The 18153-nt window shown below is 71.1% G+C and carries 19 protein-coding genes; 10 read left to right on the top strand and 9 right to left on the bottom strand.

Annotated features, from left to right (window positions below):
- The first annotated feature begins 1 nt into the window (after position 1).
- Complete coding sequence (locus tag OHU35_RS04505; protein ID WP_359895566.1) at positions 2 to 1105, top strand: dipeptide ABC transporter ATP-binding protein; 1104 nt, start codon at positions 2 to 4, stop codon at positions 1103 to 1105.
- Positions 1106 to 1121: 16 nt separating this feature from the next.
- Here OHU35_RS04505 and OHU35_RS04500 read toward each other — a convergent pair whose 3' ends face one another.
- Complete coding sequence (locus OHU35_RS04500) at positions 1122 to 2477, bottom strand: dipeptidase (RefSeq protein WP_405504763.1); 1356 nt, start codon at positions 2475 to 2477, stop codon at positions 1122 to 1124.
- A gap of 133 nt (positions 2478 to 2610) precedes the next feature.
- On the opposite strand from OHU35_RS04500, the gene OHU35_RS04495 reads away from it, so the two are divergent.
- Entirely contained in the window at positions 2611 to 3852 is a 1242-nt protein-coding gene (locus OHU35_RS04495; RefSeq protein ID WP_359895568.1) for a geranylgeranyl reductase family protein, read from the top strand.
- Here the strand turns inward: OHU35_RS04495 and OHU35_RS04490 are convergent.
- Entirely contained in the window at positions 3836 to 4285 is a 450-nt protein-coding gene (locus tag OHU35_RS04490) for a nitroreductase family deazaflavin-dependent oxidoreductase (protein WP_189724095.1), read from the bottom strand. The genes OHU35_RS04495 and OHU35_RS04490 overlap by 17 nt on opposite strands.
- A gap of 182 nt (positions 4286 to 4467) precedes the next feature.
- On the opposite strand from OHU35_RS04490, the gene OHU35_RS04485 reads away from it, so the two are divergent.
- Positions 4468 to 5181: a TetR/AcrR family transcriptional regulator gene (locus OHU35_RS04485; RefSeq protein WP_189724094.1), complete on the top strand. Its 714-nt coding sequence runs from the start codon at positions 4468 to 4470 to the stop codon at positions 5179 to 5181.
- On the opposite strand, the gene OHU35_RS04480 is transcribed toward OHU35_RS04485, so the two are convergent.
- A complete protein-coding gene (locus OHU35_RS04480) occupies positions 5153 to 5878 on the bottom strand; it encodes a VOC family protein (RefSeq protein ID WP_405504760.1) in 726 nt (241 codons plus the stop codon). The two genes, OHU35_RS04485 and OHU35_RS04480, sit on opposite strands and share 29 nt — an antisense overlap.
- A gap of 125 nt (positions 5879 to 6003) precedes the next feature.
- Between OHU35_RS04480 and OHU35_RS04475 the strand changes: the two genes are divergently transcribed.
- Both OHU35_RS04475 and OHU35_RS04470 read left to right on the top strand, forming a co-directional pair.
- Complete coding sequence (locus tag OHU35_RS04475; protein ID WP_405504758.1) at positions 6004 to 7227, top strand: sensor histidine kinase; 1224 nt, start codon at positions 6004 to 6006, stop codon at positions 7225 to 7227.
- Between the two features lie 37 nt (positions 7228 to 7264).
- Positions 7265 to 7930: a response regulator gene (locus OHU35_RS04470; protein WP_405504756.1), complete on the top strand. Its 666-nt coding sequence runs from the start codon at positions 7265 to 7267 to the stop codon at positions 7928 to 7930.
- Here the strand turns inward: OHU35_RS04470 and OHU35_RS04465 are convergent.
- Complete coding sequence (locus tag OHU35_RS04465; RefSeq protein WP_405504754.1) at positions 7891 to 8175, bottom strand: DUF6332 family protein; 285 nt, start codon at positions 8173 to 8175, stop codon at positions 7891 to 7893. The genes OHU35_RS04470 and OHU35_RS04465 overlap by 40 nt on opposite strands.
- A 93-nt stretch (positions 8176 to 8268) precedes the next feature.
- Positions 8269 to 9189, bottom strand: a complete 921-nt coding sequence (locus OHU35_RS04460) for an SAM-dependent methyltransferase (protein WP_405504753.1) — start codon at positions 9187 to 9189, stop codon at positions 8269 to 8271.
- A 114-nt stretch (positions 9190 to 9303) separates the two neighbouring features.
- On the opposite strand from OHU35_RS04460, the gene OHU35_RS04455 reads away from it, so the two are divergent.
- From OHU35_RS04455 to OHU35_RS04440, 4 genes are read left to right on the top strand one after another with little or no spacing between them, the layout of a single operon-like run.
- Positions 9304 to 10299, top strand: a complete 996-nt coding sequence (locus OHU35_RS04455) for a branched-chain amino acid ABC transporter permease (protein ID WP_405504751.1) — start codon at positions 9304 to 9306, stop codon at positions 10297 to 10299.
- A 10-nt stretch (positions 10300 to 10309) separates the two neighbouring features.
- The gene (locus OHU35_RS04450; RefSeq protein ID WP_405504749.1) at positions 10310 to 11302 is read left to right on the top strand and encodes a branched-chain amino acid ABC transporter permease; all 993 of its coding nucleotides are present in this window, start codon (positions 10310 to 10312) and stop codon (positions 11300 to 11302) included.
- Positions 11292 to 12179: an ABC transporter ATP-binding protein gene (locus tag OHU35_RS04445; protein WP_405504747.1), complete on the top strand. Its 888-nt coding sequence runs from the start codon at positions 11292 to 11294 to the stop codon at positions 12177 to 12179. Before OHU35_RS04450 ends, OHU35_RS04445 begins: the two co-directional genes overlap by 11 nt.
- Complete coding sequence (locus OHU35_RS04440; protein WP_189724086.1) at positions 12179 to 12919, top strand: ABC transporter ATP-binding protein; 741 nt, start codon at positions 12179 to 12181, stop codon at positions 12917 to 12919. The genes OHU35_RS04445 and OHU35_RS04440 overlap by 1 nt, the downstream gene beginning before the upstream one ends.
- Positions 12920 to 12940: 21 nt before the next feature.
- On the opposite strand, the gene OHU35_RS04435 is transcribed toward OHU35_RS04440, so the two are convergent.
- Entirely contained in the window at positions 12941 to 14188 is a 1248-nt protein-coding gene (locus OHU35_RS04435) for an ABC transporter substrate-binding protein (RefSeq protein ID WP_189724085.1), read from the bottom strand.
- A 180-nt stretch (positions 14189 to 14368) separates the two neighbouring features.
- A complete protein-coding gene (locus OHU35_RS04430; protein WP_405504744.1) occupies positions 14369 to 15850 on the bottom strand; it encodes an MFS transporter in 1482 nt (493 codons plus the stop codon).
- Positions 15851 to 15936: 86 nt separating this feature from the next.
- Between OHU35_RS04430 and OHU35_RS04425 the strand changes: the two genes are divergently transcribed.
- A complete protein-coding gene (locus tag OHU35_RS04425) occupies positions 15937 to 16332 on the top strand; it encodes a MarR family winged helix-turn-helix transcriptional regulator (RefSeq protein ID WP_189724083.1) in 396 nt (131 codons plus the stop codon).
- Positions 16333 to 16354: 22 nt separating this feature from the next.
- Here the strand turns inward: OHU35_RS04425 and OHU35_RS04420 are convergent, their stop codons facing one another.
- Positions 16355 to 17083: a maleylpyruvate isomerase family mycothiol-dependent enzyme gene (locus tag OHU35_RS04420; RefSeq protein WP_405504742.1), complete on the bottom strand. Its 729-nt coding sequence runs from the start codon at positions 17081 to 17083 to the stop codon at positions 16355 to 16357.
- Between the two features lie 54 nt (positions 17084 to 17137).
- Positions 17138 to 18016 carry an SDR family oxidoreductase gene (locus tag OHU35_RS04415; RefSeq protein WP_189724081.1) on the bottom strand — a complete coding sequence of 293 codons (879 nt, stop codon included), beginning with the start codon at positions 18014 to 18016 and terminating at the stop codon, positions 17138 to 17140.
- Positions 18017 to 18153 lie beyond the last annotated feature (137 nt).

The following is an 18153-nucleotide window of genomic DNA, read 5'->3' as shown; positions in this document are numbered from 1 at the left end:
CGTGAGCACCACCCAGCCCCTCACCGGGCCAACGACCGACCGCCCCACCGGCGAGAACCTCCTCGAAGTGCGCGGTCTGCAGAAGCACTTCCCCCTCCGGCAGGGCATCATCTTCCAGCGGCAGATCGGGGCCGTCCGAGCCGTCGACGGCATCGACTTCACGGTCGGACCCGGCGAGTCGCTCGGCCTGGTCGGCGAGTCCGGCTGCGGGAAGTCGACCACGGGCCGCCTGATCACCCGGCTGCTCGAACCCACCAGCGGGTCCGTCCTGTTCGACGGTGAGGACATCACCCACCGGCCCGCCGCCCGGATGCGGGAGGCCCGCCGCAACCTCCAGATGATCTTCCAGGACCCGTACTCGTCGCTGAACCCCCGGCACACCGTGGGCACCATCATCGAGACGCCGATGCGGCTCAACGGCATCAACCCGTCCCAGGGCCACAAGCGGCGCGTCCAGGAACTCCTGGAGACCGTGGGCCTCAACCCCGAGCACTACAACCGCTACCCCAACGAGTTCTCCGGAGGCCAGCGCCAGCGCATCGGCATCGCCCGCGCCCTCGCCCTGCGGCCGAAGCTGATCGTCGCCGACGAGCCCGTCTCCGCGCTGGACGTCTCCATCCAGGCGCAGGTCGTCAACCTGCTCCAGGACCTCCAGCGGGAGTTCGGCATCGCCTTCGTCTTCATCGCCCACGACCTCGCCGTCGTACGGCACTTCTCCGAACGGGTCGCCGTGATGTACCTCGGCAAGATCGTCGAGGTCGCCGACCGTGAGTCCCTCTACACCCGCCCACGGCACCCCTACACGCACGCGCTGCTGTCCGCCGTACCCGAGGCCGACCCGGACGCCACGGAGCGGCGCGAACGCATCCGGTTGGCCGGGGACGTGCCGTCACCGATCGACCCGCCCTCCGGCTGCCGCTTCCGCACCCGCTGCTGGAAGGCCCAGGACAGGTGCGCCACCGAGGAACCGCCGCTGGTGCGCGTCGAGGGCAGCCCCGCGGGCCATCTGACCGCCTGCCACTTCCCCGAGGAGCCGACGGTCGCGCCACGCGCCGAGGACATCGTCCTGGACCCGGCGCTGGCGGAGCCGAAGGAGGGGTACTGACCGCAGGGCAGAGCGGTCAGCTCGCCGCGTAGGTGCGCAGGAACAGTGCCTCCGCCACCGACAGCCGCTCCAGTTCCTCGGGGGACACGCTCTCGTTCACCGCGTGGATCTGGGCCTCCGGCTCGCTCAGCCCGATGAGCAGGATCTCCGCACGCGGGTAGAGGGCGGCGAGGGTGTTGCACAGCGGGATGGAGCCGCCCTGGCCCGCGTACTGCATCTCCTGGCCCGGGTACGCCACCGACATCGCGGCGGCCATGGCCTGGTAGGCGGGGCTGGTGGTGTCGGCGCGGAAGGCCTGGCCCTCGCCGATCTGCTCGGTGCTCACGCGCGCGCCCCACGGGGTGTGCGCCTCCAGGTGGGCCTGGAGCAGCTTGGTCGCCGCGCCCGCGTCCACGCCCGGCGGCACCCGCAGGCTGATCAGCGCGCGGGCGCTCGCCTGCACGGACGGGGTGGCGCCGACGACGGGCGGGCAGTCGATGCCGAGGACCGTGACGGCCGGGCGCGACCAGATGCGGTCGGCGACCGTGCCGGACCCGATCAGCTCGACGCCGTCCAGCACCTTGGCGTCCTGCCGGAACTGCTCCTCGTCGTACTGCAACCCCTCCCAGGACGTGTCCGACGAGAGCCCCTCGACGGTCGTCGAACCGTCCTCGGCGCGCAGCGAGTCCAGGACGCGGATCAGGGCGGCGAGCGCGTCGGGCGCGGCACCGCCGAACTGGCCGGAGTGCAGATTGCCCGCGAGCGTGTCGACGCCGACGCGGACGAGGGTCATGCCGCGCAGCGTGGAGGTCACCGTCGGCATGCCGACGCGGAAGTTGCCCGCGTCGCCGATGACGATCGTGTCGGCCTCCAGCAGGCCCGGGTGCTCCTCGGCGTACCGCTCCAGACCGCCCGTGCCCTGCTCCTCCGAGCCTTCGACGATCACCTTGACGTGGACGGGCACGCCGCCGTTCGCCTTCAGCGCCCGCAGCGCCAGCAGATGCATGATCACACCGCCCTTGCAGTCGGCGGAGCCACGCCCGTACCAGCGTCCGTCCCGCTCGGTCAGCTCGAACGGCGGGGTGGTCCAGCCGGCCTCGTCCAGCGGGGGCTGCACGTCGTAGTGGGCGTAGAGCAGGACGGTCTTGGCACCCTCCGGGCCGGGGAGGTAGCCGTAGACCGACTGCGTGCCGTCGGGGGTGTCGAGCAGGGCCACGTCCTGGAAACCCTCGGCGGCGAGCGCGTCCGCGACCCAGCGGGCGGCGCCCTCGCTCTCACTCCTCGGGAACTGGCCGAAGTCCGCCACCGACCGGAAGGCCACCAGTTCGGTGAGTTCCGCCTTCGCCCTCGGCATCAGCGAGGCGACGGTCTCGGCGACCGGATTCGACGACATGGGCACGCTCCTTGTGGGTGCGACGTTGAAGCAGTGGGTGCTGTAGATCCTCCCACAGCGGGCTGTGACCAGGTCCGCCGTAGGATGCGGGAGACAGCAGGGCAGGCGGCTTGATCGGGAGCAGTAGACCATCGTGAGCAGCGAGAACTCTTCGGCGGACGACGCGCGGCAGGTGTGGGACGTCGTCGTGGTGGGTGCGGGACCCGCGGGAGCTTCGGCCGCGTACGCGGCGGCGGTCGCCGGGAGACGCGTGCTGTTGCTGGAGAAGGCGGAGTTGCCGCGGTACAAGACGTGCGGGGGCGGCATCATCGGCCCCTCGCGCGACGCGCTCCCGCCCGGCTTCGAGTTGCCGCTCAAGGACCGGGTGCACGCGGTGACGTTCTCGCACAACGGCCGCTTCACGCGGACCCGCCGGTCCAAGCAGATGCTGTTCGGGCTGATCAACCGGCCCGAGTTCGACCAGCGGCTCGTCGAGCACGCGCAGAAGGCGGGCGCCGAACTGCGTACGGGCGTCACCGTCCAGCGGGTCGAGCAGCACGGCTCGGAGGTGCCGGACCGGCGCACCGTCGCCGTCGTCCTGCAGGGCGGCGAGGTCCTGCTCGCGCGGGCCGTGGTCGGGGCGGACGGCAGCGCCAGCCGCATAGGGGCGCATGTCGGCGTCAAGGTCGACCAGGTGGATCTCGGCCTGGAGGCGGAGATCCCGGTGCCGGAGACCGTCGCCGAGGACTGGAAGGGGCGGGTGCTCATCGACTGGGGCCCGATTCCCGGCAGTTACGGCTGGGTCTTCCCCAAGGGCGACACCCTGACGGTCGGAGTGATCTCCGCCAGGGGCGAAGGCGCCGCGACGAAGCGGTACTTGGAGGACTTCATCGGCCGGCTGGGCCTCGCCGGCTTCGAACCGAGCATCTCCTCCGGGCACTTGACCCGCTGCCGGGCCGACGACTCGCCGCTTTCGCGCGGCCGGGTACTGGTCTGCGGCGACGCGGCGGGGCTGCTGGAGCCGTGGACCCGCGAGGGCATCTCCTTCGCGCTGCGGTCCGGCCGGCTCGCGGGGGAGTGGGCGGTGCGGATCGCCGAGGCGCACGACGCCGTGGACACGCGCCGGCAGGCCCTCAACTACGCGTTCGCGGTCAAGGCCGGGCTCGGTGTGGAGATGAGCGTCGGCAAGCGGCTGCTGACCGCGTTCGAGCGTCGCCCCGGTCTGTTCCACGCGGCACTGATGAGCTTCCGCCCGGCCTGGAAGGGCTTCAAGGACATCACGCGGGGCGCGACGTCGCTGGGCGAGATCGTCCGCACCCATCCCATGGCCCAGCGGGCGCTGACGGCGGTGGACCGCCGTCCCACGACGGACGGCGAGGTCAGCTCGTCACCGTGATCTCGAAGACCGGGTGGTCGGGCGCGATCCGGCGCAGCTCGTCGTCCGGGGAGTCCGGGCCCACTCCGTTGAAGAAGACCCCGACCTCCGCCTTCCAGCGCTTGAGGTAGGCGCGCAGGATCGGGGTCTTGTCGTCGTCGGCCACCTCGGCCGCGGTGAACGTGTCCACGTGCTTGCCGAGGTGCAGCTCGCCGCCGCCCGCGGCGCGCATGTTGTGCGTCCACTGGACATGGCCGCGGGGCGCCACCAGGTACTGCCGGCCGTCCAGGGTCATCAGGTTGACCGGGGTGGTGCGCCACTGGCCGCTCTTGCGGCCGCGGACGGCGAGGACACGGGAGCCCCAGACGCTGATGCCGCGGCGGGTCATCCACGCCACGAAGCGGTTGAGGACGTTGACGGTGACCCATCCGGGCTTCTGGACGTGTGTGGACATGGGGTCCCCCTGGTCTCTGTGTGATGGAGCGGTGCTCTCGTTGTCGTCGGCCAGGGAGCGCTGCTCTCTTTTGTGAGCACTGCTCTCTCGCTGGGGTCAGTCTGCCCGAGGTCGGCGCTTCAGAGCAAGAGCACTGCTCTCGTTTGTGTGCACTGCTCTGCTTTCGTGGCACACTTCCCCGCATGAGCACCGCACACGGCGCCCGTGCCCGGGCCAGGATCGAAGTCACCGCGGCCATCAAGGACGAGGCCCGCAGACAGCTCGCGGCCGAGGGCGCCGCCAGGCTCTCCCTGCGGGCCGTGGCCCGTGAGCTCGGCATGGTCTCCTCCGCGCTGTACCGCTACTTCCCCAGCCGTGACGACCTGCTGACCGCACTCATCATCGACGCCTACGACTCCCTCGGCGAGCGGGCCGAGGCGGCCCATGAGCCGGCGGCCGACCCCTTCCGCCGATGGATCGCGGTCTGTGAGGCGGTGCGGGGCTGGGCGCTGGACCACCCCCACGAGTACGCGCTGATCTACGGATCGCCCGTGCCCGGCTACACCGCCCCCGACACCACCGTCCCGGCTGCCGCCCGCGTCGGCCTCCTGCTCATCGGCATCGCACGCGACGCCCACCGCGGCTCCGGCCTGGCCGGACCCTCACTGCCGTCCGAGCTGCGCCCGGAGGCCGAACGGATCGCCGCCGACCTCGCGCCCGACCTCCCTCCGGAGGCGGTGACAGCTCTCGTCGCGGCCTGGGCTCAGCTGTACGGCCTGGTCGGCTTCGAGCTGTTCGGTCAGTTCCACCGGGTGGTGGAGGACCGGGAGCCGTTCTTCCGCCACGCGGTGGGGCGACTCGCCCGGGGAGTGGGGCTGGTACCCGGACCTACCGAGGGCGCAGCGCCAGGCCGCTGATGTCGGCGCTGGGCGGGGTGCCCTCGCTCAGGAGAAGCGTGGTGATCCGGTCCGCAGGACCGGAGGTGAAGTGCACGTGCGCTCCGGGCAGCGGCACGACGGTCGGCTCGGCGGCCGGGACACCCGTGAGCCGGCTCAGCCAGGCGGCCGACGCGGCGGGGTCCGGGGTCTCGATCACGAAACCCGCGAGGTCGTGGTCGCCGCGGTTGCCTCCGCCGCCGCGGTACGTGTCCAGGATGACCTGGCGGTCGGGCGTGTAGCTGATGAAGAACGGCGCCCAGCGCGGGGCGTCCGCGATGAACGCCTCCCGGAAGGAGACGGGCGAGCCCTCCCGGGCGAACGTCACCAGCTCGACCTCATGGCCGTCGCTCCGCAGACGGTCCGCGGTCGCGCAGATATCGGTGACGTCGATCGCGAAGTTGAGCGCACCGCCGCCGGCCGCGAGGAGCTCGTCGACGAACGGCATCATCGGCGTCATGGCCTTGCCGTACGGAGACCCGGCGAACACGGCTCGGTCGACGATGCCGAGGATCTCGACGTAGCGCACGTCCAAGCGCCACGCACCGTTCTGAAAGCCCAGATACGCCGGATTGGTGTGCCCGGGAAGCCCGGCGGCCGCGTAGGCGGCGACGGCGGACCCCACGTCGGGCACGCAGTGCAGGAGGTGGTCGAACTCCGGTGACTCCGACGACGTCATCTCGCATCCTCTCCACGCAAGTCAGGGAGCCTGACAACGGGCGATGGTGTACTTCCCGGGGAGTACGCGTGATCACCACGCCTGGGTGACGCCGTCCCGGGCGGGCGGCGTCTAGCGTGGCCGGTATGGACGAGCAGCGCGCGCGGGGCGGCCCGCCGCAGTGGTGGCGCCACGGGCCTCCGTGGTGGGACCGGTGGGGGGAGGGGGACCGTGCGCCCCGGTGGCCCTGGCGGTCCACCGTCGCGGTCACGGTCTTCGTGCTGGTCGGCTCGACCTTCGCCGCACACGGCCAGGAGGGCGAGCGGGCGGCGCTCGACCCGTTCGCGCGCGTGCTGCTGCTGGTGGCCGGGGGGCTGCTGCTGTGGCGGAAGCGGTATCCGGTGGCCGTGGTCTTCGGCACGGCGGGCGCCGTGTTGCTCTACCTGGGGGCCGGATATCCGTACGGGCCGGTGCTCCTCACCGTCGCTCTCGCGTGCTTCAGCGCGATCGTCGCCGGGCACCGCTGGGCGGCGTGGGCCGCGATGGGAACGCTCTGGGCCGGGCACGTCCTGGTGGCGCACTGGCTCTATCAGTGGCTGCCGCCGTCGGGGGACTCCGCCGCTTCCTGGGGCGAGGAGATCGTCGTCGCCACCTGGGTGGTGGCGATCACGGCGGTGTCGGAGCTGTTCCGGGTGCGGCGCGAGCAGTGGGTCCGGGAACGGGCCGAGCGTGCCGAGGCCGCGCGGCGGCGGGCCGACGAGGAGCGGCTGCGGATCGCGCGGGAACTGCACGACGTCCTCGCGCACAGCATCTCCGTGATCAATGTGCAGGCGGGGGTCGGCCTCGCGCTCCTCGACTCCGACCCCGAGCAGGCCCGCACTGCGCTCACCACGATCAAGGACCAGAGCAAAGAAGCGCTCGGCGAGGTGCGCCAGGTGCTCGACACCCTCCGTGCGCCCGGTGCCGCGCCCCGCGCTCCGGCGCCCGGGCTCGACCGGCTGTCCGAGCTGGTGGAGCAGGCGGCGAGCGCCGGTCTCACGGTCGAGGTGGAAGGAGAGCCGCCGCGCCTCGCGCCCGGCACGGATCTCGCCGCCTTCCGGATCGTCCAGGAGGCCCTGACCAACGTCGTACGGCACTCGGGTTCGCGGCACGCGCGCGTGCGCCTCGCGCACGACGCGGACGTGCTGCGGCTGCGGGTCGACGACGACGGGCCCGCGACCGGTACCGACGCGGGCGGCAGCGGCAACGGGCTGGTCGGTATGCGGGAGCGGGCCGCCGCACTGGGTGGCACCATCGAGGCGGGGCCCCGCCCGGACGGCGGTTTCCGGGTGCTCGCCGTACTGCCTCTGACGGCGTCCGCCGGCGAGTGAGCCGACAGCGGGCCGGACGACGACGCAAGGAGGACCGGTGATTCGCGTACTGCTCGCCGACGACCAGTCACTGGTCCGGGCAGGGTTCCGGGCGCTGCTCGACGCGCAGCCGGACATCGAGGTGGCCGCGGAGGCCGCCGACGGCGAGGAGGCCGTGCGCCGGATCCGCGAACTGCGGCCCGACGTCGTCCTGATGGACATCCGTATGCCCGCGCTGGACGGCCTGGCCGCGACCCGGAGGGTCACCGAGGACGCGGGACTGAAGGACGTCAAGGTGGTCATGCTCACCACCTTCGAACTCGACGAGTACGTCTTCGAGGCGATCCGCTCGGGTGCCTCCGGCTTCCTGGTCAAGGACACCGAGCCGGACGAACTCCTGCGCGCGGTACGGGCGGTGGTCGCCGGCGACGCACTGCTCTCGCCGGGGGTGACGCGCCGGCTGATCGCAGAGTTCGCGGCCCGCTCCAAGGAGCCCGCGGCGGCCGACGCCCTGGCGGGGCTCACCGATCGGGAGCGGGAGGTGATGGCCCTGGTCGGCATCGGCCTGTCCAACGAGGAGATCGCCCGCCGTCTGGTCGTCAGCCCGCTCACCGCGAAGACCCACGTCAGCCGCACCATGGTGAAGCTCGGCGCCCGCGACCGGGCCCAACTGGTCGTGCTCGCCTACGAGTCGGGGCTGGTGCGGCCGGGCTGGCTGGGCTGAGCCCCCGACCGGAACCGGAGCAGCACACTGACGACCCGGGCGACGAAGAGCACGGGCGCGAGTACCGGTCCGGCGCGCAGCAGCAGGGTCTCCTGCGTGTCCCGAAGCTCGAAGAGCAGCGCGGGACCGGCCACGGCCCCGAAGACGACCGCAGCCGCGAACGCCGCCCTGCACAGCGCGTACCCGATCTCGACGGTGACCGCGTCCCGTTCGGCCTGAGTGCGCCGTCCCCCGTGACTCGTCAAACGGCGAGTCAAACAGGAGGGCGCCCGGTCGGCAAGCGTCCCGCCGGGCGCACTCGGGAGGCGTTCCCCCCCGGAGGGCGCGGGCGTCGAGCCCTACTCGGGGGCAGCAACGTCGGCGAAGCCGTCCGCGGGTTTGTCGAGGACGTACGCCGTGTAGCGAGTGACGCGCCCGATGGCCCGGTGAGCTCGGACGACGGCGATGACCTCGTCCCAGTCCTGTGCGTCGAGTGTTCTGAGGCCGGGCCACCGCAGGCACAGGGCCTGTCGGCCGGCCCGGGTGGACGCGGTGCCGGCGAACAGGGCACAGAGTTGGGCTGCCCTGTGGAGTACGGGGGTGGTCCAGTCGAGGATCCGGCGTGTGGTGAAGCCGGCGGCGGAAGCCGTCAGCGGGTACCGCTCGTACGGTTCGATGTCGTCGAAGCGCCACGTCCCGCGTACGAGGGCGTTCGGGTCGAGGGTCTCGATCGGCTGATCCGTACGGGACGTGACATCCACGAGGACGAGCCGGCCTCCCGGGCGGAGCAGCCGGAAGCTTTCGCTCAGGAACGACCTACGGCCCTCATGGCCGAAGTGGAAGGCGGCCTCCAGGCAGTGCACTCGATCGAAGGAACCATCCGTCAGCGGGATCTCCGCTGCCTCCCGCGGCAGAGCCGTGGCGTCGGCGACGGCGAATCGCGCGCGGTCGCCGAAGCGGCGACGTGCCTGGTCGATCTGCGCGGGCTGGATGTCCACCCCCAGCGCCCGGCATCCCGCGGCGCCCAACCGTGCCGTGGTGTCACCGCGACCGCATCCGGCGTCCAGGACGAGCTGTCCGGGCCGGGCGTCCAGCAAGGCCAGCGACCGGCGAGCCAGGCGGCGCTGAAAGGGCACCGGCCCGGCCAGGACCACGATCGGCAGGGTGGGCAGCGTGAAGTAGCCGATGTCGACCAGGCTGTCCCAGCCGAGGTGGCGCAGGACCCGGAAGAGCACACTGTCGTCGTTGTACGCACTCGCGAGGTCCCCGCTGTCACCCATCCCGCATCCTCCGCTGTCCGTGGGCACCCACACCGGGCGCACTGTCCGTGTCACCGCCCCGACCTGCGCTTACACTGAGCCCATAAGGGACGTTCGTGACGTACCGGAACCACCGTGCGCTATCAGCGGATGCTCGTGACGGCCCTCGCCCTGGTCCTTGTGATGGTGCCCGCGATCTCCACGCGTGCACAGGGCGAGGAAGTCCCGCGCGGGCCCACGTTCGCCGCGCGCGCTCTGCAGGCGCTGGTCGACGGTATCCAGTTCGGGGTGATCATCGCGATCACGGCGGTCGGGCTCTCGCTGATCTTCGGCACCATCCACCTGATCAACTTCGCGCACGGTGAGTTCGTCACGATCGGCGCCACCGTCGCGTTCTTCCTCAACGCCTCCGCGGCCGGCCCGGGCTGGCACCTGATCCCCGCCGCCCTCGCCGCGGTGGTCTTCGGCGCCCTGCTCGGCGGGGCGGTCGAGCGCGGCATCTGGCGCCCGCTGCGGGCTCGGGGCACCGGGCTGATCAACATGTTCATCGTCACCATCGGGCTCTCGCTGCTGCTGCGGCACATCGTGCTCGTGCTGTACGGAACCCGGCCCGCCTCCTACGCCCAGTACGACATCCAGAGCACGATCGGCCTCGGGCCGGCCGGCATCACCCCACGGGACCTCACCGTCACCCTGCTCTCCGTCCTGGTGCTGCTCGGCATCGCCGCGCTCCTGCAGAAGACGCGGATCGGAACGGCCGTCCGGGCCGTCTCCGCCAACCGGGACCTCGCGGAGGCGTCGGGCATCGACGTGCGGCGGGTGGTGCTGTTCGTGTGGATGCTCGCCGGCGGACTGGCCGCGCTCGGCGGGGTCTTCTTCGGCCTGGTGGAGATCGTCACCTGGGACATGGGCTTCAAGCTCCTGCTGCTCATGTTCGCGGGGATCATCCTGGGCGGCCTCGGCTCCGCCTACGGTGCGATGGTCGGCAGCCTCGTCATCGGCGTCGTCGCCCAGATGTCCACCCTGTGGTTCCCGGTCGACCTGCAGTACGCCTGGGCGCTGCTCGTCCTCATCCTCGTCCTCCTCGTCCGGCCGCAGGGCATCCTCGGCCGGGCCGAACGCGTCGGATGAGGGGTGCGCCATGGACTTCTCGGCCATCCTCTCCGACGCCCTGCGCTCGGGAATCGGCCCCATCGCCGCCGTCTACGCGCTCGCCGCGATGGGGCTGAACCTGCACTTCGGTTACACGGGGCTGCTGAACTTCGGCCAGGTCGGCTTCATGCTGGTCGGCGGCTACGGACTCGCCATCACCGTGTCGACGTACGACGGCCCGATGTGGCTCGGCGTCCTGGGCGGAATCGCCTGCGCGATCGTGCTGGCCCTGCTCCTCGGCCTGCCCACCCTGCGGCTGCGCGCCGACTACCTCGCGATCACCACGATCGCGGCGGGGGAGACGCTACGGCTGTTCTACCGCTCCAGCTGGGCCGAGCCGGTCACCGGCGGGGTGTTCGGGCTGCAGAGGTTCGCGAACGACTTCTACGCGCTCAGCCCCATCGAGCCCGGCACCTACGGAGTGTGGCTCGTGAGGTTCAGCTCCCGCGACCTCTGGGTGATGATCGTCGGATGGGCGCTGGTGCTCGTGGTCGGAATTCTGCTCGCCCTGCTGATCCACAGCCCGTGGGGCCGTGTCATCCGGTCGATCCGCGAGGACGAGGTCGCCGCGCGCAGCCTCGGCAAGAACGTCTACGCGTACAAGATGCAGAGCCTGGTGCTCGGCGGCGTCATCGGGGCTGTCGCGGGCATGATGCAGGCGATCCAGGTGCAGTCCGTGAACCCGGACAACTACGACCCGGCCGTCACGTTCTTCCTGTACACGCTCCTCGTGCTCGGAGGTGCCGGGCGGATCCTCGGGCCGGTCGTCGGCTCGATCCTGTTCTGGTTCGTCCTCAGCTTCCTCGACAGCGCGCTCCGCCAGGCCATCGACGCCGAGTACATCTCGCCGGACCTCATCAGCACGTCGGAGGTCGGCGCGGTGCGCTTCGCCCTGGTCGGGATCGCCCTGATCCTGCTGGTCGCGTTCCGGCCACAGGGCATCCTCGGCAGCCGGAAGGAGATGCTGCTCAGTGGCCGCTGACCGTGTCGTGTCCCACCCGGGCCGGCTCTCCGCGATCGATCCCGTGCCGGGCGTGCGCAAGCCCGACCCTCTGCTGGTTCTGGACCAGGTGACCCGCACCTTCGGCGGCCTCGTCGCCGTGCGGGTCGAGCACCTGGAGGTGCAGCGCGGGGCCATCACGGCGCTCATCGGGCCCAACGGCGCCGGCAAGACCACGTTGTTCAACGTGGTGAGCGGGTTCGACCGGGCCGACGGCGGCCGGTGGTCGTTCGAAGGGCAGCCGCTCACCGGTTCCCCGGCTCACCGGGTGGCGCGGCGGGGACTGGTCCGTACGTTCCAGCTCTCCAGGGCGCTCGCCCGGCTCACGGTGCTGGAGAACCTGCTGCTCGCCGCGCCCGGGCAACGCGGCGAGCGGGTGCTGCCCGCGCTGCTGCGACCGGTGTGGCGCGGTCAGGAGCGGGAGATCGAGCGCCGGGCCGACGAACTGCTGGACCGGTTCCGGCTCGGGCCCCTGCGCGACGACCACGCCGGCACGCTCTCCGGCGGTCAGCGCAAACTGCTGGAGCTGGCCCGCGCGTTGATGGCCCGGCCGGTCATGCTCCTGCTCGACGAGCCCATGGCCGGGGTGAACCCCGCGCTGACCCAGTCGCTGCTCGGACACATCACCCAGCTGCGCGACGAGGGGCTGACGGTGTGCTTCGTCGAGCACGACATGGACGTGGTGATGGGCATCAGCGACTGGGTGGCCGTCATGGCCGACGGGCGCCTGGTGGCCGAGGGCCCACCGCACACGATCGGCCGCAACGCCGCCGTCGTGGACGCCTACCTGGGCAAACGGCACGACGAACCGGACGCGACCGAGGAGAAGGAGAAGGAGAAGGGAAAGGAGGAGGAGTGATGTCCGCCGAGGAGCAGGCACCGGTGCTGGCGGCCGACGACATCGTCGCCGGCTACGTCCCCGGTGTCGACGTGCTGCGCGGATGCAGCGTCGAAGTGCGGCCGGGCGAGGTGGTCGGCGTGATCGGCCCCAACGGCGCCGGCAAGTCGACGCTGGTCAAGGCCGTCTTCGGGCTGCTGCGGGTGCGCGGCGGGACCGTGCGGCTGCGCGGTGAGGACGTGACCGGCCGGCCCGCGCACGAGCTGGTCCGGCGGGGCGTGGGCTATGTACCGCAGCTGCAGAACGTGTTCCCCACGCTGACCGTCGAGGAGAACCTGCGGATGGGCGTGTATCTGCGGCCCAAGGACCACGCGCGGCGGGTCGCGGCGGTCGAGGAGCTCTTCCCCGTGCTGGCCGACCGCCGCAAGCAGAAGGCCGGCGCGATGTCCGGCGGCGAGCGCCAGATGCTCGCGATGGCCCGCGCGCTGATGATGGAGCCGCAGCTGCTGCTGCTCGACGAGCCGTCGGCCGGCCTGTCACCGCTCCATCAGGACCACGTCTTCGACCGGTGCAGAATGATCAACAGCGCGGGCGTCGCCGTGCTCATGGTCGAGCAGAACGCCCGCAGGTGCCTGCAGCTCTGCGACCGCGGCTACGTCCTCGACCAGGGCCGCAACGCGTACACCGGCACGGGTACGGCCCTGCTGCACGACGAGAAGGTGATCGAGCTCTACCTCGGCACGCTCGCCCGCGTCCGTTGACTCCCGCCGGCGGTCCTCCCGTCACTCCTCGGCCGTGCTGGTCTCGGTACGCAGGGTCTGCAGCTTTCCTTCGTTGTTGTAGCCGTACACCTCGATCGTCGCCTGGCCGGGTTCGCCGTTGTCGGTGAAGTCGAGCGGCCCGCTCACACCGTTGTAGTCGATGTCCCTGCCGTCGGCGAGCAGCTCCTTGCAGGCGGCGAACGAGTTGCACTTCTCGCCGTCCTTGGTGATCCCGTTCATCTCCTTCACGTACTCGCCGGGGTCGTCGGACTCCGCCTTCTCGGCGGCGAGCGCGATCGTCGTCGCGCAGTCGAACACCTGCGGTGCGAACTGCAGCTCCTTCAGGTCCGGCGCGAATTCCATGAGGTCCTTCACGTACTGCTCGTTCGACGCCGACGCCGGCGCGGTCCCCTTCATCCCGGAGAGCTTCTCGGGCTGGCCCGGGGAGACCAGAGACGGCAGCTCCTCGCTGCGCAGTCCGTCGGCGCCGTAGACGCCGATCCGGTCGGGCCCGAGTCCGGACTCGATCATGCCCTGCAGGATCTGGGTGCCTTCCTCGAAGGCGATCACCACGGCGGCGTCCGGCCTGGAGTTCTCCATCTGCTGGACGACCTGGTCGAAGTTGGTCGCCTTCGGGTCGTAGGTCTCGGCGAGCGTCACCGTCGCACCACGTTCCTCCAGCGTCTTCCGGGTGGCCTCCATCAGGCCGCGCCCGTAGTCGTCGGCCCGTGCGACCAGGGCCACCCGGTCGTGGCCGTCGTCACGGACGACATCAGCCAGAATGGGCCCCTGCAACGCGTCGCTCGGGACGGTACGGAAGTAGAAGCCGTCGTCCTCGTAGTCGGTGAAGGTGGGAGCGGTGTTCGAGCCCGAACACTGCACGACGCCCGCTCCGGTCACCCGGTCGATGAACGCCAGCGACATGCCGGAAGCCGCGGCGCCGACGATCGCGTCCACGCCTGCCGCGAGGACCCGGTCCGCCGACTGCGCGGCAACGGCCTCCTGGCCCGCCTCGTCACTGGAGACCACAGGAGGCACGGGCTTGCCCAGGACCCCTCCGGCGTCGTTGATCTTCTCTATCGCGAACTTCAACGACTCGATCTGGGGCGGGCCGAGGTAGGCCAGCTGTCCTGTCTCCGGCAGGACGTAGCCGAACTGGAGCTCACCATCGCCCGGATCCGCCCGGGCAGTGCCGGTCGAACCGCAGACGGCAATCACAAGGGCAGCCGCGCTTGCGAAGATCGCGGACCGCCGTATCGACGCTTTCATCTCCGCCTCCGCTCGTTACAGGCCGCGGAGGGTCGACTGGCCGGCCCTCCGCCCGCCATCTGTACACGAGCGTAGAACTCATTCGGAGTCCGGAAAAGCATAAAACGTACACTTTTTCGATTGCTTGCGCGTGTGCTCCGCGGTCACGCGGGGCGTCTTGATCGCGACTGGAGACACTCCCTAGTCGCGTACGGCGACGCGCTCCGCCTCCCGGGGGTTGGACTTGGCGACCACGACGGACGGCCGGTCCCGGCCGGTCCGCAGGCCCGTGAGGGTGATCAGCAGGCCGGCGAGGGCGATGAGGGTCACGACCACGAGGCCGGGCCGGTAGCTGTCGAGAACGGCCTGCGGGGTGGCGGAGCCCTTCTCCGGGCTGTTCGCGGTCACCACCGCCGTCACCACCGCGAGGAAGATCGCGCCGCCCACCTGGACCGAGGTGTTGAGCAGCCCGGAGACCATGCCCTGCTCGTGCTCGTCCACGCCGTTGGTGGCCTGGACGTTGAAGGACGGGAAGGTCAGCGCGAAGCCCGAGCCGACCAGCAGCATCGTCGGCAGGATCACCGACGCGTACACGGGGTTCAGGTCGATGCGCAGGAACAGGACGTAGCCGGCCACCATCAGGGCGAAGCCGAGCACCATCAGCCGGGCCGTGCCGAACCGGTCGATGACGGCGCCCACCTTCGTCGCGGACAGTGCCACCAGCGCACCGGCCGGGAGGAACGCCAGGGCCGTGTGCAGCGCCGACCAGCCGAGCAGTTGCTGCATGTACAGGGTGACCAGGAACTGGAAACCGATGTAGCTGCCGACGAAGGTCAATGCTCCCAGCTGGGCCCGCACCTGCGGCCCCGAGCGCAGCACCCCGAGCCGGATCAGCGGGCTGGGGCTGCGTCGTTCGACGGCGACGAAGGCCACCAGCAGTACGGCCACGGCGACGAAGGACAGGATGGTCCGGGCCGCGGCCCAGCCCACCTCGGGCGCCTCGACGACGGTGAAGACGAGCAGCAGCATCGAGGCGGTGCCGAGGACGGCGCCGGGGATGTCGTAGCCGCCCTGGCCGCGCTCGCGCTCACTGCGCGGCAGCAGCTTCAGGCCCACGAGCAGGGCGATCAGCGCGATCGGGGCGGGCAGGAGCATGGTGAGCCGCCAACTGGCCTCCGTGAGCAGGCCGGAGAAGACCAGGCCCATCGAGTAGCCGGTGGCGCCGCAGGTGGTGTAGATGGCCAACGCCCGGTTCCGCAGCGGGCCTTCGGGGAACGTCGTGGTGATGATCGACAGGCCGGCGGGGGCCGTGAAGGCCGCGCTCAGGCCCTTGATGAAGCGGCTGGCGATGAGCAGCGGCCCGGAGTCGACGAGACCGCCGAGCAGCGAGGCCAGCGCGAAGACGCCCAGTGCCACCAGGAAGACCTGCCGCCGGCCCAGCAGGTCGGCGGCCCGTCCGCCGAGGAGCAGCAGACCGCCGTAGCCGAGGATGTAGCCGCTGACGATCCATTGCAGTGCCGAGGTCGACAGGCCGAGGTCGGCGCCGATGGACGGCAGTGCGACGCCGACCATGGACACGTCCAGGGCGTCCAGGAACATCGCGGCGCAGAGCACCAGCAGGGTGCCCCAGAGTCGCGGAGTCCAACGTCCGTCGGACGTGGGGGTGGTGAGCGGAGAGATCATGCCCGAGACACTACATGCGCATGCATGAGATGCAAGTGCATTTAATTCAGGTGCAACAAACTCTGCTCTCTGTTACGGTGCGGCCCATGGCGGCGAAGCAGGCCGAGCAGGCGCTCGTGGAACAGTGGCGGGACATTCTGGCGCTGCACGCGCGAACGCAGTGTGAACTCGACCGTGCTCTGCACGGCCACGGCCTGTGCGCCAGCGACTTCGAGGTGCTCGACGTCCTCGCCGGGTGCCGGACGCCGAAGGGCACTCCGTCCTACCGCGTGCAGGAGATCTCCGAGCGGGTCCATCTGAGCCAGAGCGCGCTGTCGCGGCTCATCGCCCGGCTGGAGAAGGAGGGACTCGTGGAGCGCTGTATGTGCTCCGAGGACCGGCGGGGCGTGCAGGTCGCGCTCACGGCCAAGGGACGCGCGCTGCACGGCGAGGTACTGCCGGTGCAGCGCGCGGTGCTGGCGCGGATGCTGCCGGAGGACTGAGCCGCCCGGGGCAGCGGAGCGGTCAGACCCCGGACGCCTCCCGCCACAGCGCGGCGAGCGCCTGGTCGCCCGTGACGGCGGGCAGGGGGACCCGGTTCCACAGGGCCAGATACAACTGCTCCGCCGGGCCGGACAGTTCGCACTCCGCCTCGTCTGTCGCGCCCCGCGTGGTCACGGGCGGCTCCGGGGACAGCCGTACGGTCCACACCGCGTCGGTGTCCTCCGTGCGCACACGCAGGACACGTGGCTCGGGGGTGCGCACCCTGCTCCTGGAGCGGGCGTGGAAGCCGCGCAGCAGTTCGTCGATGCCGTCGGTCGCGAAGTCCGGGGCGACTGCGGTCGGGGAGTCTCCGCGTGCGGACTCGGCGTCGACCCGGTGCACGGCCGTCTCGTGGGCCTGCCGCCGGGTCCAGAAGGCCAGCGGGGACGGCGCGGGCAGGAAGGCCCAGCACTCCACGTCGGGCGAGGCGCCAGCCAGTGTGTCGACGAGGTGGCGGTGGCTGTCGCGGTACCAGGCCACCAGGTCCGCGCCGTCGAGGTCCGGGACCTCACCCAGCGGGCGGCGCTCGGTGAGCCCCTCTGCGACGTACGACGCGGCCCAGCGGTGCACCGCGCCCGTGTGCCGCACCAGGTCGCGCACCTGCCACTCGGGGCAGGTCGGCACCTTCGCGTCCGTCCCGGCCTCTTCGGCGGCCGCGGCCAGCAGCAGGCCCTCTGACTCCAGCGCGTGCAGGTACTCGGCGGTCTCCATGACGCCGAGTCTGCCCCATGGAGCGCGATCCGGGCCCGGAATTTCCATGGGGCGCTACGGCAGCGGCGTACCGCCTGTGGCGTTGACGATCTCGGCCGTGATGTACGACGCCTCCTGGGAGGCGAGGAAGACGTACGCCGGAGCCATCTCGGCCGGCTGGGCGGGTCGTCCGATCGGCGCCTGCTTGCCGAACTCCTGGGTGTCCGGCAGCGTCGCCGGGATGAGCGGTGTCCACACCGGGCCCGGCGCCACCGCGTTGACGCGGACGCCCCGGTCGATCAGCATCTGTGCCAGCCCCTGCGTGAACGTGACGATCGCGCCCTTCGTCGTCGCGTAGTCCAGCAGGTGAGGGCTGGGCTTGTAGGCCTGCACCGACGCGGAGTTGATGATGCTGCCGCCCTCCGGGATGTGCGGCAGGGCCAGTTTGCACAGCCAGAACATGCCGTACAGGTTGGTGCGCAGCACCCGGTCGAACTGCTCGGTGGAGATCGCCTCGATGCCGTCGGGCTGCGACATCTGGTACGCCGCGTTGTTCACCAGGACGTCGATCCGGCCGAACTCGGCGACGGCACGGTCGATCAGCGCCCGGCAGTTCTCCTCCTCCCGAACGTCGCACGAGACGGGCACGGCGCGCCGCCCGGCCTCCTCGACCAGCCGGGCCGTCCCGGCGGCTTCCTCCTTCTCGTCGTCCAGGTGGGTGAAGAGCACGTCGGCCCCCTCACGGGCGAACGCCAGGGCGACCGCACGGCCGATCCCGGAGTCCCCACCGGTGATCACGGCCTTGCGGTCGGTCAGCCTGCCACTGCCCCGGTAGGACTCCTCACCGTGGTCCGGGGGCGGGTCCATGGGCCCTGTCCAGCCGGGATGCGGCTGATCCTGGGAGGGAAACTCGGGGGTCGGGTGCAGGTCGCCGGGGTGCTGCGGTTCGGTCACGGGTCTGCCTCCTCGTCCATGACGTACGGCCCGGTGATCGCGACGGGCGTGGCCACGGGTACCCCGGAACACGGCAGTGCCGATCGGTCGAGCGCGGAGGATCAGGCTCGAACCTCGTCGCCGGGTTCCCGGCGTCC

The organism is Streptomyces purpurascens (assembly GCF_045040895.1).
Taxonomy (GTDB): Bacteria; Actinomycetota; Actinomycetes; order Streptomycetales; family Streptomycetaceae; genus Streptomyces; species Streptomyces purpurascens.
Note: the sequence above shows the minus strand (reverse complement) of the source record. Positions and strands in the feature narration are given on the sequence as shown.